Source organism: Roseibium sp. SCP15, assembly GCF_040329435.1.
Lineage (GTDB): Bacteria > Pseudomonadota > Alphaproteobacteria > Rhizobiales > Stappiaceae > Roseibium.
The window spans coordinates 1274898-1289537 of the sequence record NZ_JBDZYI010000002.1; the positions used below are offsets into that span (position 1 = coordinate 1274898).

Genomic DNA, 14640 nt, shown 5'->3' on the forward strand with positions numbered 1-14640 from the left:
TTTAGTGTCCGAAAAAAAGTTGCAGGAAAGCGCGGCTCCTGTCAACATGGTTTTGCAAAACTCTGCTCCACGGGACTTGAAATTCCCGTAGAAGAGCAGGAAAACCGGGAAAAAACCGGGACAGAGGAAACACCGAGGGAAGAGCTGAGCGAGCATGACACGCAAGGCGGACCGGGATCAGATCCGGCGACAAAACAGAAGTATTGTTCTACAGGCCCTGCGCCGGAACGGTCCGATGGCTCGGATCGATCTCGGCCAGATGACACGGCTCAGCCCTGCGACCGTGACGGCCATCACCTCCGACCTTCTGGACCAGGGATTGATTCTCAGTCTGGAAAGCGAAGAGCCCAAAACACCGCAGGCGCGCGGTCGGCCGCGCACCTTGCTGAAACTCAATCCGGACGCGGTCTACACCGTCGGTGTCCGGCTTTCGGTCAACAACATCGACATGTCGTTGGTGAATTTTTCCGGTGAAGTCACTCGGGAAAAGCGCACGCATTTCGACAGTGCGAGCGCGGATGCCGCCAGTTTTCCAAAAACGCTGACGGACGCCATCAGACTGTTTCTGCAGGAAGCCGGGATAGGCCCCTCCAGGGTGCGGGAGATCGGCGTTGCGGCACAGGGTGTTGTCGAAACGGAAACGGGTGTCGTAGCCTGGAGCCCGGCCTTTGCCGGTCGCAAGATACCGGTCGTAAAACCGCTGCAGTCCGCTTTTGGTGCCGAGTGCTATATCTCCAACGATACCAATATGATAACCGAGGCGCTGCACTGGTCCGATCCCAATCGGTACAGCGGAACATTCGCCGTGATCATGCTGGATTACGGTGTCGGTATGGGGCTTTATCTGAACAATCAGCTGTTTGCCGGCGCCAGCGGCACGGCAGCCGAATTCGGCCATGCCAACCACATTCCAGGTGGTGCGCTTTGCCGCTGCGGCAAGAAGGGATGCCTGGAAGCTTACCTGTCAGACTACGCGCTCGTTCGAGCCGCATCCCATCTACCTGAAAACACCGATCCGATTTCCATCGAAGCGGGTGTGAGCGGTCTTGCCAGGCTGATCGAACTTGCAAGTTCAGGTGATGAAAACGCCCTCAAGGCATTTCATGAAGCCGGCCGCGTTCTGGGTTACGGCCTCGCCCGTGTGATCGCGATGATCGACCCGAAACGGCTTGTCCTGACCGGTGCCGCGATGCGCGCCTTTTCGTTCATGGAAAAGGGCATGTGGGAAGGTCTTGAGGAGGCGCTTGTTGCCGATCTCAGAAACAACTTCTCGCTGGATGTCATGCCCTGGAATGAGGATTTCATCCGCAGCGGTCTGATCGCCCAGTCCATGGAGCGGCTCGACAAGGACTTTCTGGGCAACGCGACGCCTGCTTCTAGCCGCGTGTCCAGAACAGATAGTTCGGAGATCCCGGCATGACCCGGGCATCCAGATTGTCCGTGGCCGTCCTGGCTGCAGGCGTCGGCCTGCCGTCCATTGCGCAGGCAGACCCGGACCTGCCCCCCTGGAGCGAAAAGGCCATTCAGGAAGACGTCGACATAGATGCGCTGGCGGCCTCCGGTCAGGACCCGATTGCCATTCTCCAACCGCTCGGAGAACAGCTGTTTTCCGCCAAATTCACCACACAGGATGGAGCGGGAAGACCGGACGCGACGGGTGCAATCGTTCCGACGAAAGTTCGCCGGCAATCTCATCTGGCGTTTCAGCGCCTCGCCGGACCGGACGCCAACGCCTGTTCCTCGTGCCATAATGAACCGGCCATCGGCGGTTCCGGGGCTTTTACAGCAAATGTCTTCGTTTCCGAGGGCTTCGAGAGTGCCGATTTCGACACGATAGATCCGCAGTTTTCCAACGAGCGCAACACCAATGCCATTCAGGGCGCAGGACTGATCGAGCTGCTTGCCCGGGAAATGACCGTCGATTTGCGTGCGCAGCGTCAGAACCTGCTGGAACAGGCCCGGACGGTTGGTGAGCCGGTCAAGGTTGACCTTCTGACCAAAGGCATCTCGTTCGGAACTTTGACGGCTTATCCTGATGGAACCCTGGATGTGTCGGGACTTGATGGGATCGATGACGATCTGACCCTGCGCCCCTTCAGCCAGAAGGGTGTCTTTTCGTCGCTTCGGCAATTCACCGTCAATGCCATGAACGCTCATCACGGCATTCAACCAAGCGAGCGCTTCGGCCCGGAATGGACGGGCTCCACCGACTTCGACGCCGACGGTTATGAAAACGAAATGAGCCCCGGACAGGTTTCGGCGCTTGTCGCCTGGCAGGCAACCTTGCCGGCACCGACGCAGAAAGTGGATTTGCCGGATATCTGGCAGGATGCAGCGGACAAGGGTGAAATTCTGTTCAGCGAAATCGGCTGCGCCTCCTGCCATGTTCCGTCTCTTCCACTTGAAAGCCTCGTGTTTTACGATCCGGGGCCGTTCGACACGGCGGGCACCTTGCGCCAAAGCGACCTGAAAACGCCGCTTGCTCTGGATCTTGCCACACTCGACTGGGTGCAGGATTTGCCCCGGGATGAAGAAGGGCGGGTTCTCGTGCCGCTCTATGGCGACCTGAAACGCCACAAGATAGCCGATGCAGGCAATGACACGTTTGGCAACGAGCTGCTGGCACAGAGATTTGTGGCTCGGGATGTATTCATCACCGCCGAACTCTGGGGAATTGGCAGCACGGCCCCTTACGGGCACAGAGGTGATCTGACGACGCTTGACGAGGTCATCCGGGCACATGGCGGTGAGGCAAGCGGAAGCCGAAAAACATACGCCGACCTGAGCGAAACCGACCGGCAATCTGTCATTGCCTTCCTGCGCAGCCTGGAGATTGCAGAATGAAACACTTCAGTCTTTTGCTGTCAGGGGTGCTGCTTGCCGGGCTTGCCGCCGCTCCGGCAATTGCAGAAGAAGGCCGCGAAACGTCACTTGCTCCCGTTCCCCAATTCGTTGAAGAAGCCGGGGCGGCCGGCATCTATCATACATATGACGGCGCGTGGGAATATTTCGTGGGTGGTGGCACCGCAATATTCGATTGCAACAATGACCGGCTGCCAGACCTGTTTCTTGCAGGTGGCAAGAACCCTGCAGGTCTTTACAGAAACGCCAGTCCGACAGGTGGCGCGCTCGCGTTCGAACAGGTCGACAGCGGTTTGACCGACAAGCAGTTGCGCAAGGTTCTCGGTGCCTATCCGCTGGACATCAACAATGACGACGTGCTGGATCTGGTTCTTCTGCGCCTTGGTGAGAACCTGATCCTGCAGGGCAAAGGCGACTGCACATTCGAGGTGGCCAATCGCGCGCTTGCTTTTGATGGTGGCCGGGAATGGACCACGGCATTTTCCGCCACATTCGAACCGGAACAGAAATTTCCGACCCTTGCCTTCGGCAATTATGTCGATCGTTCCGCTCCAGGTTCGCCCTGGGGCACGTGCCACGACAACTTCCTGTTCCGGCCAGAAGCGACCGCTGAGAGAGGAGCAGGCTACCCGGAAGCAACGCGGCTTTCTCCCGGCTACTGCACCTTGTCGATCCTTTTCACTGACTGGAACCGGTCCGGTGAGGCTGATCTGCGCATCTCGAATGACCGTCATTACTACCGGGGCGGTGAGGAACAACTCTGGGCCGTGCCCCCGGGGCGTCCGCCACGGCCGTACCGCAAAACCGACGGCTGGCAACACCTGAAAATATGGGGCATGGGAATCGCCTCGGTCGACCTGGATGTCGACGGATATCCCGAATACGCGCTGACAAGCATGGGTGATACCAAGCTGCAGAAACTTGATGACGAATCGGATGAGACCGTTCCGGTCTATCAGGACATAGCCTTTGACCTCGGGGTCACCGCCCACCGCCCCTACGCCGGCGAGGACCTGAAGCCTTCCACCGGCTGGCACTCGGAGTTTCAGGACGTCAACAATGACGGGCTCTGGGATCTTTTCATCGCAAAAGGCAATGTCGAGGCCATGCCGGACTTCGCAGCCTACGATCCCGACAACCTTCTTATCGGCCAGTGGACCGGCAAATTCGTCGAGACAGGCGATCAGGCCGGGATTGCCCTGGACCGGCGCGGCCGTGGAGCGGGCCTGGCAGATTTCAATGCAGACGGTCTTCTGGATCTCGTTGTCGTCAACCGGGCTGCCCCCGCCAGTCTCTTCCGCAATGTTGGCCAGGGAACAGCTGAGAAACCGAGACCTCTCGGCAATTGGCTGGCGGTGGACATTCGCCAACCCGGAGAACCGAATTCCAGAGCGGTTGGTGCCAAGATCAGCGTGAAGACCGGTAACCGGACAATGGTCAAGGATATCCAGGTCGGTGCAGGTCATGCCTCTGGCCAGATGGGTTTCGTCCATTTCGGTCTCGGTGTCGCAGAGCGCGCAAATGTTCGCATCAAGTGGCCGGATGGTGACTGGAGCCACAGCTACCGGGTCTTCGCCAATGGCCACGTCATTATCGAAAGAGGGGCCGAAAAGGCTCGGCTCTGGTATCCCAGGTGAGCGGAAGAAGACGGAACTGCGCGATCTGGAAGCGCTACCCTACGGCCGGTGCGCACTTCCAATATCGCCTTCCCCTTATGCCGCTCAAGCCATCGCTCGCTTGAAACGTGTTGGTCAGCACCTGCAGGCAGATCTCTTTCACTACTTGATTGGATCTTCTGGGGCGGGTGTGCACCGGCCGATTTGGCGAGATTTTGATCATCCCGGATGGAAAATCCTCAAAATCTGGCTCTTCAAGGCCGATAAATTTTCTACTCAGATTTGTCGTAAGCTGCTGTGTTTTCAGTAATTTAATTTCTGATACTTTTCCTCAAGTTTATAATTGTTCTAAAAATATTTGACTAACTGTTCAAATTTTTGCCCAATAGGGTCATGAGCTGCCTCAAAAAACGAAGGTGGCCACCTTGAAAATTGATCGCCAACCTTCCGGAGATCTCCATGACCCAGACCAAAGCCGGCCCGGACATCGCCGCCGGACGCTTGCCTGAGGACGCGTACGCAGAGAATTTCAGTGATCTGCATCCGTTGCTGGCGCCGCATGAAGCCAGCGTCGAAGCTGACCGCTGTTACTTCTGCTACGATGCGCCCTGCATGCAGGCCTGCCCTACAAGCATCGACATTCCCCAGTTCATCCGCCAGATCTCGACGGGCAACCCGACCGGATCGGCGAAGACGATCTTCGAGCAGAACATCCTGGGCGGCATGTGCGCCCGCGTCTGCCCGACTGAAACCCTGTGCGAACAGGTGTGTGTCAGGGAAGTTGCCGAAGGCAAACCGGTAAAGATCGGCGAGCTGCAACGCTTCGCCACTGACCACTACATGAGCGAGAACGACAGCACACCGTTCACGCGCGCTGCGCCAACCGGCAAGAAAATCGCCGTTGTCGGCGCCGGACCGGCTGGGCTTTCCTGTGCCCATCGCCTCGCTGTTCACGGCCACGACGTCACCTTGTTCGACGCCCGCGAAAAGGCCGGTGGGCTGAACGAATATGGTATCGCCTCTTATAAATCCGTCGACAATTTCGCGCAGCGCGAAGTCGAATTCGTCCTGTCCATTGGCGGGATCGAAGTGAAAAGCGGCATGCGCCTTGGCGATAACCTGGATCTTGGAGACCTGCGCTCTACCTATGATGCCGTTTTCCTGGGAATCGGCCTTGGCGGTGTGAACGCCCTGGGCCTCGATGGCGAAGACAAGGCCGGATCGCTGGACGCCGTTGACTACATCGCCGACCTGCGTCAGGCCAAGGAGCTTGCCAAGCTTCCCGTCGGCCGCAGGATCGTTGTGATCGGAGGCGGTATGACCGCGGTCGACATCGCGGTTCAAACCAAGCTGCTGGGTGCCGAAGATGTAACGATCGCGTATCGGCGCGGGCAGGACCGGATGAATGCTTCGGAATACGAGCAGCAGCTTGCACAGACAAGCGGTGTCCGTATCCTGACCTGGGCGCAACCGAAGGCACTGGTGACGGAAAATGGCTCCGTGACCGGCATTGAACTTGAGCGTACCGAAGAGCAGGATGGCCGTCTGAACGGTACGGGACAGACCGTCACGATGCCTGCCGACATGGTGTTCAAGGCAGTCGGTCAAAAACTCGTGCAGGCCGACCTCGGCGATGCGCTGTCCCTGGAGAAGGGCCGGATCGTTGTTGACGATGACCGCAAGACCAACCTTCCCGACGTATGGGCCGGGGGCGACTGCGTACTCGGCGGCGAGGACCTGACGGTCGCAGCCGTAGAGGACGGAAAAATCGCCGCTGAAAGCATCAATGCCGCCTTGAGCGAACAATCGCTCGGCGCCACGGATTCGAGGGAGAGCAAGTATGGCTGACTTGCGTACAAATTTTATCGGCATCAAATCGCCGAACCCGTTCTGGTTGGCTTCCGCGCCGCCGACAGACAAGGAATACAACGTCGTTCGGGCCTTCAAGGCTGGGTGGGGCGGTGTCGTCTGGAAAACGCTTGGGGAAGATCCTGCCGTCGTCAACGTGAACGGCCCGCGCTACGGCGCCATTCACGGCAAGGACCGTCAGTTGGCCGGCCTCAACAACATCGAGCTGATCACCGACCGTCCGCTGGAAGTGAACCTGCAGGAAATCAAGCAGGTCAAGCGCGACTGGCCTGACCGGGCACTGGTTGTCTCCTTGATGGTGCCGTGTGAGGAGCAGAATTGGATCGACATCCTCAAACGCGTCGAAGAGACCGAAGCCGACGGTGTTGAGCTGAACTTCGGCTGTCCGCACGGCATGAGTGAACGCGGCATGGGATCTGCCGTCGGACAGGTGCCGGAATATATCGAGATGGTCACCCGTTGGGTGAAGCAGCATTCACGCATGCCATGCATCGTCAAGCTGACGCCGAACATCACCGATGTGCGTAAACCAGCGCAAGCTGCCAAGGCAGGAGGCGCAGACGCCGTCTCGCTGATCAACACGATCAACTCCATCATGGGCGTCGATCTCGATATCATGTCCCCTTCCCCGTCGGTTGACGGCAAGGGCGCTCACGGCGGCTATTGCGGCCCGGCGGTCAAGCCGATCGCACTCAACATGGTTGCGGAGATCGCCCGCGATCCGGCAACGCATGGTTTGCCGATTTCCGGTATCGGCGGCGTGACCGACTGGCGCGATGCCGCCGAGTTCATGGCCCTTGGCGCAGGCTCGGTACAGGTCTGTACCGCAGCGATGACCTATGGTTTCAAGGTTGTCGAAGACATGATCGATGGTCTGAGCGACTGGATGGACAGCAAGGGATACACCTCCGTCGACCAGTTTGTCGGCAGTGCAGTCCCGAATGTCTCCGACTGGCAGTATCTCAACCTGAACTACATTGCCAAGGCGAAGATCGACCAGGACCTCTGCATCAAGTGTGGCCGGTGCCACATCGCCTGCGAAGACACGTCTCACCAGGCGATCACCAACATGGTGAATGGCGAACGCATGTTCGAGGTGATCGACGAGGAATGCGTCGGCTGTAACCTGTGCGTCAACGTCTGCCCGGTCGAGAACTGCATTTCCATGGAGGCGATGGACCCCGGCAGCACCGATCCACGGACGAAAAAGAAAGTGGAAGAGGACTACGCCAACTGGACCACCCATCCGAACAATCCGATGGCGGTCAAGGAAGCTGCGGAGTAACACCTCCGGCCACTTCAATATCATGCGCAGGCAAATCCAGAATTTGCCTGCGCATTTTCATTTCCCGTTCGCAAAAGCAACCTTTGCGTTCAAATGCTTGCGCCGGTAGCCTGTAACCGAGGACTTTTCCCGAGGGGGTATGATGCAGAGTTCCCGGTTGCTTCTGGCGACATCCTTGAGCCTTTGTGCCGTAATCGGTGTTTGGGGCGTTGTTGACCCGGCGGGGCTGCTGGCCCTGGCCAAGATCATTGTCGATCAGTATTTCTTCAGCCGTGGCTGGTTCGTCATGCTGTCCGTGACGGTCATGCTGCTGTTTTGCCTTGGCCTGACTTTCACCCGCTTCGGTGACTTGCGGCTCGGCAAGGACACGGATCGGCCGGAATACTCCACCCCCACCTGGATAGCGATGCTGTTTGCAGCCGGAATGGGCGTCGGTCTGCTGTTCTGGGCGGTCGCCGAACCGCTCACGCATTTCTACTTTGCCAAGGAGGCGTTGCCCGCACCGCTCGCGGCCGAGCAGGCCCTGCTGGCTGCAAACTTCAACTGGGGCATTCACGCCTGGGCGATTTACGGAACGACAGCGCTCACGATCGCCTATTTCAGTTTTCGGCGAGGCACACCGATGCTGGTGAGCGCGCCAGTCAAGAATCTGTTTCCGGGTGAAACCTGGGCGTCAGTTGTCGGCTGGTTCTCTGATTTCATGGCCATTGCCGCGATTGCGATCGGTGTCGGCGGTTCGGTTGCCATGGGCGTTTATCAGGTGGCGGACGGAGTTTCCGTCCTCACGGGCGGTGAGACCGCGACACCGTTCATGATCGGAGCTGTGTTCCTGATCATGGTGGCTGCCTATATTCCGCCGCTCCTGGTGGATCTTGGCAGCGGCATGGCGCGCCTTTCCAACATTGCCATGTGCCTTGCCATCGGCCTCGTCGCCTACACCATCATTCTCGGGCCAACCGAATACCTGATGAACTCGATCGTCAGCGGAATTGGCCTTTACGTTGCCGAAGTCGTTCCACGAGGCCTTCAAACGTTCACCTTTTTCGGCGATGAAGCGAGCCGCTGGTTCCAGGACTGGACACTTACCTACATGGTCTGGTGGATCGCCTGGGGACCGTTTGTTGGCGTTTTCGTGGCCCGGATTTCAAGAGGACGAACGATCCGCGAGTTCGTGCTTGGCGTTTTGATCGGGCCCACGTTGTTCTCCACCATCTGGTTCGGCGCCTTTGGCGGTGTCGGACTTTTCGAAGCGTTGAACGGTCAGGGGGAATTGCTTGCCATGACCCAGACCAATGTCGAGCGGATGACCTTTGCCCTTCTCGACAGGCTTCCGCTTTCAACCATCACCACGCTTGCGACCATCGCCGCCGCTTTCCTGTTCATTGTCACAAGCGTCGTTAGCGCAGCGTTTGTACTTGGCATGTTTTCGACAGGGGGCAATCCCAACCCCAGTGCAAAGGTCAGGGTTATCTGGGGTGGACTGCTCGGTGTCCTGGGGGCAGCCATGATCCTGTCCGGCTCCGCCCAGGCCATGAAGACCCTGATCGCACTGGGCGCGCTGCCATTCGTGCTCATCACTGGCCTGTTGCTGGCCTGCCTCGTCAGAGCTCTTATCCTGGACAGCAGAACGGAGGCTTCACATGCTGATCGGTGATCCGCTCGATACTGTTTTGAACCTCGGCGCCTTCGCCTTCATCGGCGCAATGATCTGGCTGATCATGCGCAAGGAGCCGGACAAGCCTGAATGAAGCCGGACACCGCGCCTAAAAGAGCGGGTCCGGTTTGGTCAACATGAGCCATACGATGGCAAGAACCGCGAAGAAGGCCGGAAACCCAAAGGCAAACCAGACGCGATAAAGCCTGTGATAGGTGGCAGGCAATTCTGTCTGCATTTCTGCTGCAGCCAGTGCCAAACGGCGCATCCTGATCTGGATCCAGACAACCGGAAGCCAGAACATCCCGACAAACACATAAAGGCAAAGGGAGGCCAGAACCCAGCCTTCCAGGATCGGCCAGCCGGTTTCGCGGGCAAGCAGATACCCCGTGACCGGTTGAAAGACCGCCGCGGTTGCCGTGAACACCGTGTCGGCAAGGACAACAATCCCGGCGACATGCGCGATCAGCACCGGATTTTGCGACCTGTTGGACATCACCATGAAAAAAGCGATGCCCGCGCCCGTCCCCAGCAGCACACATGCACCGATCACATGGGCATAGCGCAACAGGTCGTAGATCATCACCGTGTCTCCACAAGCATGGCCACGAACATGGACAGCACCATGGCCGGAAAAACCTTCACCAATGGTCCCAACGGATCTACCCAAAGCGAAGGCGCCCAAACCGTTGCCCCCACAAGATAAGCCAGCGAAACGACAATCATTCCCAAGCAAGCAAGCCGTGTCCACGGTCGCCACAGCACGGCTCCTGCCAGGGCAAGATCCATAACCGCTCCCAAGGAGACGGCAGTCTTCGCAAAGCCAGAAGACAGGCCGCGGTCGGTAAGCACCGCTGCCGCCGCCTCGAAGGACACCAGCCCGATCAAACCCGACAGACCCCAAAAAACCGCCAGGCATGCAATCGCGAGCGGCAACAAGAGATAAAGGCGCGCAAATGCCCGTTCCTGCGCGGTCGCTTCCAGATGCTGCAACGTCTCCTCAAGGGGTTTCACGGGGCGGCCACCGCGCTCATTCCATGCCGTTGCGTCTCCTCGAATTCCATTGTCCAGCGACACCAGCGCATTCGTTCTGAAAGGTGAGCGCCAGCCGAACCATCCCAGGGCATCAGCGCCCTTACCCAGCAGTGAAACAGCGCTTTCAGGAACGGTCACCACAATGCGCCATGACGGAAAGCCCAGCCACGATCTGATCCGTACCGTCAGATCATGAAAGGACCAGCACCCGTCTTCCGTCAGATCCGCTACCAACCGGCTTCCAAGTTCACCTTCCGCGGCCTGGACAACGGCGCTGGCGACGTCATCAAGATGTACCGTTTGAACCGGGGCGTTCGGGAAGACCTTTGCTCCGACGACCGGCAGGGCCGCGACCGCCCGCAGCAAAGCGGTTCCCCCATAGGCTTCTGCTCCGAGCACCAGAACCGGGCGCAGAACAATCCAGTCGATCTCGGAAGCCGAGATCAGCTGATCCCCTCTGGCCTTTGTCCGGAAGAAATCTGTCGGAGCATCAAGCGAAACACCGGCGGCCGATATCTGCACCAATCTGGTCTGCGTTCCCGTCAGCGCCTCGAGAAGCCGCTCCACAGCGGTTTCGTGAATTGCCACAAGATCATCCCGGGCACCATCCTGCAGAGCCCCTGAGGCGTTCACGACAACGTTCGCATCCCGAAACACCGTCTTCCAGCGCTCGACCGAACAGTTTGCAATATCTTCAAGTACCCAGGACAGGTCCGGGAATGCCCGAAACGCCGCGTTCCTTGAACGGCCGACGGCGGTTACTTCATAGCCGGCCGTTTGCAGCGCGCGGACGCAAGCAGCTCCAATAAAGCCGTAAGCCCCAAGAACGACTGCTTTTTTCATGCCCCGATATCCTGCCCGGTTTTCTTTGGGTTTTAGGCCGGGCCGTCCGACGAGTAAAATACAAAGTGGTAATTTCCACCCGCAACCTCACAGGTTGCTGCTTGAAATCCTGCTGCCGACCTGTGTTTCTGCTGTTGCAACCTAGCGAATACCTCAACATTACCCTAGGTAATCACTTCTTCTTTACGTAGAATTACCTACGATAAAATGCAGTTTTTGACAATTATCTACGTAGCGTTAACCGGCAATTAATCACAGTATTTCTAACAATGTATTCGAAGCAGTTTACGGAACTCAACGTAATATTTAAAAGAGAAACTTTCTACTAATGCAACCCTGAGTTCTTGCCATTCTGTTTGAGACTGGAATCTTTGTATATTACGGAGCAACCAATTGCGAAACGACGTGTTTCTCACTGACGTTGAGCGCTTTTTTGATGAAAACGAGATCATCGTCAGCAAAACCGACCTCAAGGGCCGCATCACCTATTGCAATGATGTTTTTCTGCGAGTTGCCGGATACACGGAAAAGGAATGTCTCGGACAACCTCACAGTCTGATCCGTCATCCCGACATGCCGCGCTGCATCTTCGATTTGCTTTGGGAAACGATTCAGTCAGGCCGGGAGATTTTCGCCTACGTCAAGAACCGCTGCAAGAACGGTGACCACTATTGGGTCCACGCGCATGTGACACCCAGCAGGGACAAGGGCGGGACGGTTGTCGGCTACCATTCCAATCGCCGTGTCCCTGACCGAAAGGTGCTGGAGACCGCGATCATGCCGCTTTACGATAACCTGCTGGCCGAAGAGCGCGGACACCAGGACCGCAAGAGCGGTCTTCGAGCGTCGAAAGCAATGATCAGATCGTTGCTGGAAGACCACGCCGTCGACTATGACGAGTTCATAGCCACACTTTAGATCTTTCGAAAATTGAATTGAATTTCGCACTTGTTCTGGGGGGCAAGAACCATGCTGATGGGTAAGAACAACTCGGCCATTCAAAAGGCACTGAATGTTGTGGAGAGGGTAGCAGAAGGTGACTTCGAGGCGCGCATCATCAACATCACGGAAAGCGGAGAAGCCGGCCGGCTGCTTCATTCCATCAACCGCATGATCGATCGGGCCGACGCCTATGTGCGCGAATCCAAGGCATCGCTCGAATACGTCGCCGACAACAAGTATTTCCGCCGGATTTCCGAAAAAGGCATGTCAGGCGCCTTCGGCGAGGCAAGCCAGACGATCAACAGCGCCATGCAGGTGATGGAAGACAGGGTTACCTCATTCAAGGACGTTGTTCTGGGTTTTGAAGGAACGATGGAAGAAGTCGTTGAATCGGTTGCAACTGCAGCCACACAACTGGAAGCTTCCGCCGGTTCAATGAACACCTCATCGGTTTCAGCAAGTGAACAAGCCTCATCGGCAGCAGCCGCCGCCGAGGAAGCCTCCGTCAACGTGTCCGCTGTTGCCGCGGCAACAGAACAGCTGACCCAATCGGTCAACGAGATCAATCAGCAGGTCTGCCAGTCCGTGGAAATCACCAGCCAGGCCGTTGGCGAGGTCGATCAAACGAATGCGGATATAGGTACGCTGTCGGATGCTTCGGAAAAAATCGGCGAAGTGGTGTCCCTGATTACCGAAATTGCCAACCAGACCAATCTTCTGGCACTCAATGCCAGTATTGAGGCTGCCCGGGCCGGGGAAATGGGCAAGGGGTTTGCTGTGGTTGCAGCGGAAGTGAAAGAGCTCGCGAGCCAGACCGCCCAGGCAACCCGGGAAATCGGCCTTCAGATCGGCGATATCCAGTCGGCAAGCTCTCAGGCGGTAGCGTCCATCGATTCGATCGGCACCACGATCTCCAAGATCGATGAAATATCTTCGGTCATATCCGCCGCCGTTGAAGAACAGGGCGCCGCAACGTCCGAGATCGCCAGAAACATCAATCAGGCTTCAATCGGCGCCAATGAAGTCAGCTCCAATATCGGAGCAATCAGCTCGGTTGCCGGTGAAACCAAGAAAGAAGCGAACGAAGTGCTTCTGGCAGCCGGTGCGCTTGCAGAAAAAGGCAACCTGCTGCGCAGTGAAGTATCAGGCTTTCTCACCGAGGTCCGACAAGTCATCTGACAAACGCAAAAAAAGGCCGCCCGGTGGGCGGCCTTTCCCAATTGCTGATTTCCGAGGCGACAGCGGCTTAGAGCTTGTCGGTCACCGCGGTGGAGGTTGCTCCTTCCGGGAACTTCGTGATCACCGGTGCTGAACCGCCGCTCAGAAGAGATTTCACCGTCCGCTCGTATGCATCCATGTCGAGCTTGCCGTCAGACCCATCGACCAGTTTGACGATTTCGCCGACCATGCGGATCTGGTGTTTTTCCGTCTGAGCACCGGTCGCATCGTTTTCCAAAACGATCTCGGCCGCCTCTTCCGGGTTTTCAGCTGCATAAGCCCACCCCTTCATGGAAGCTTTGACGAACCGTGCGAGCTTGTCGACCATTGCCGGATCTTCAAGGCTGGACTCAAGAACGTAGAGACCGTCTTCCAGCGTTGCGACACCCTGGTCTTCGTATTTGAAGACAACGAGCTCTTCTGCCGGGATGCCTGCATCAATGACCTGCCAATATTCGTTGTAGGTCATTGTGGAGATGCAGTCGGCCTGCTTCTGAAGCAGAGGATCAACGTTGAAGCCCTGTTTCAGGACAGTCACGCCTTCAGGACCACCTTCGGTGGAGATACCGAGCTGGCTCATCCAGGACAGGAACGGATATTCGTTGCCGAAGAACCAGACACCAAGAGTTTTGCCCTTGAGATCCGGCGGAATGGAGATGCCTGTATCCTTGCGGCACGTCAGCATCATTCCCGATTTCTTGAACGGTTGCGCGATGTTGACGAGCGGCACGCCCTTCTCGCGGGATGCCAACGCCGAAGGCATCCAATCGATGATTACGTCGGCACCGCCACCAGCGATCACCTGCGGCGGAGCAATGTCCGGACCGCCCGGCTTGATGGTTACGTCAAGGTCTTCCTCTTCATAAAAGCCCTTGTCCTTAGCCACATAATAACCGGCAAACTGGCCCTGGGTGACCCATTTCAGCTGAAGCGTCAGTTCATCAGCAGCTTCCGCTGCTCCCGAGACCAGGCTCGCCCCCAAAACGGAAGCAAGCGCTAGACTTTTCAATGCCTTCATTGCCATTCCCCTACTGGTTTTGGACCTTGCTCAGTCGGCAAAGTCCTTCTCTGGAATTATCAACACCTTGCCGATCCAACGACGGGACAGCTCCCGACCGCCCCATTGGATGCCAGCAATCTGGCCGCTGCAAGAACATCCGGGCATTTTTGCCTTCTGAACGCCTCCGCTGACCAATTGGTCAAGAAAATCTAGAAAGCAGCCACGTCCTTGGTCAAGGTTATTTTTTGTTCAAGGGTCATTTGCCGTCATTTTGCCGGTGGCAACCGGCTCTTATGCGCCACTTGCAGTCGAACTA

Annotated in this window: 11 protein-coding genes; 8 read left to right on the forward strand and 3 right to left on the reverse strand. The window is 57.4% G+C overall.

The window, feature by feature from the left end; all coding sequences use genetic code 11:
* The first annotated feature begins 154 nt into the window (after positions 1-154).
* The 6 genes from ABLO27_RS13255 to ABLO27_RS13280 all read left to right on the forward strand — a co-directional run bounded on the left by ABLO27_RS13255 (position 155) and on the right by ABLO27_RS13280 (position 9286).
* Positions 155-1420 carry an ROK family transcriptional regulator gene (locus tag ABLO27_RS13255; protein WP_353033386.1) on the forward strand — a complete coding sequence of 422 codons (1266 nt, stop codon included), beginning with the start codon at positions 155-157 and terminating at the stop codon, positions 1418-1420.
* Positions 1417-2844, forward strand: coding sequence for a di-heme oxidoredictase family protein (locus tag ABLO27_RS13260; protein WP_353033387.1), 1428 nt, complete (start codon positions 1417-1419; stop codon positions 2842-2844). The genes ABLO27_RS13255 and ABLO27_RS13260 overlap by 4 nt, the downstream gene beginning before the upstream one ends.
* Positions 2841-4499, forward strand: a complete 1659-nt coding sequence (locus tag ABLO27_RS13265) for a CRTAC1 family protein (protein ID WP_353033388.1) — start codon at positions 2841-2843, stop codon at positions 4497-4499. The genes ABLO27_RS13260 and ABLO27_RS13265 overlap by 4 nt, the downstream gene beginning before the upstream one ends.
* Before the next feature lie 438 nt (positions 4500-4937).
* Positions 4938-6326, forward strand: a complete 1389-nt coding sequence (locus ABLO27_RS13270; protein ID WP_353033389.1) for an NAD(P)-dependent oxidoreductase — start codon at positions 4938-4940, stop codon at positions 6324-6326.
* Positions 6319-7632 carry an NAD-dependent dihydropyrimidine dehydrogenase subunit PreA gene (gene preA / locus ABLO27_RS13275; RefSeq protein ID WP_353033390.1) on the forward strand — a complete coding sequence of 438 codons (1314 nt, stop codon included), beginning with the start codon at positions 6319-6321 and terminating at the stop codon, positions 7630-7632. Before ABLO27_RS13270 ends, preA begins: the two co-directional genes overlap by 8 nt.
* A gap of 139 nt (positions 7633-7771) precedes the next feature.
* The gene (locus ABLO27_RS13280; protein ID WP_353033391.1) at positions 7772-9286 is read left to right on the forward strand and encodes a BCCT family transporter; all 1515 of its coding nucleotides are present in this window, start codon (positions 7772-7774) and stop codon (positions 9284-9286) included.
* A gap of 109 nt (positions 9287-9395) precedes the next feature.
* Here the strand turns inward: ABLO27_RS13280 and ABLO27_RS13285 are convergent, their stop codons facing one another.
* Complete coding sequence (locus tag ABLO27_RS13285; RefSeq protein WP_417714776.1) at positions 9396-9869, reverse strand: DUF2269 family protein; 474 nt, start codon at positions 9867-9869, stop codon at positions 9396-9398.
* Positions 9869-11164: an SDR family oxidoreductase gene (locus ABLO27_RS13290; RefSeq protein WP_353033393.1), complete on the reverse strand. Its 1296-nt coding sequence runs from the start codon at positions 11162-11164 to the stop codon at positions 9869-9871. Before ABLO27_RS13290 ends, ABLO27_RS13285 begins: the two co-directional genes overlap by 1 nt.
* 393 nt (positions 11165-11557) lie before the next feature.
* Between ABLO27_RS13290 and ABLO27_RS13295 the strand changes: the two genes are divergently transcribed.
* Together ABLO27_RS13295 and ABLO27_RS13300 are read left to right on the forward strand one after the other, a co-directional pair.
* A complete protein-coding gene (locus tag ABLO27_RS13295; RefSeq protein WP_353033394.1) occupies positions 11558-12082 on the forward strand; it encodes a PAS domain-containing protein in 525 nt (174 codons plus the stop codon).
* Between the two features lie 51 nt (positions 12083-12133).
* Positions 12134-13285: a methyl-accepting chemotaxis protein gene (locus ABLO27_RS13300; protein ID WP_353033395.1), complete on the forward strand. Its 1152-nt coding sequence runs from the start codon at positions 12134-12136 to the stop codon at positions 13283-13285.
* A 67-nt stretch (positions 13286-13352) separates the two neighbouring features.
* Here ABLO27_RS13300 and ABLO27_RS13305 read toward each other — a convergent pair whose 3' ends face one another.
* Complete coding sequence (locus tag ABLO27_RS13305; protein WP_417714777.1) at positions 13353-14342, reverse strand: ABC transporter substrate-binding protein; 990 nt, start codon at positions 14340-14342, stop codon at positions 13353-13355.
* Positions 14343-14640 lie beyond the last annotated feature (298 nt).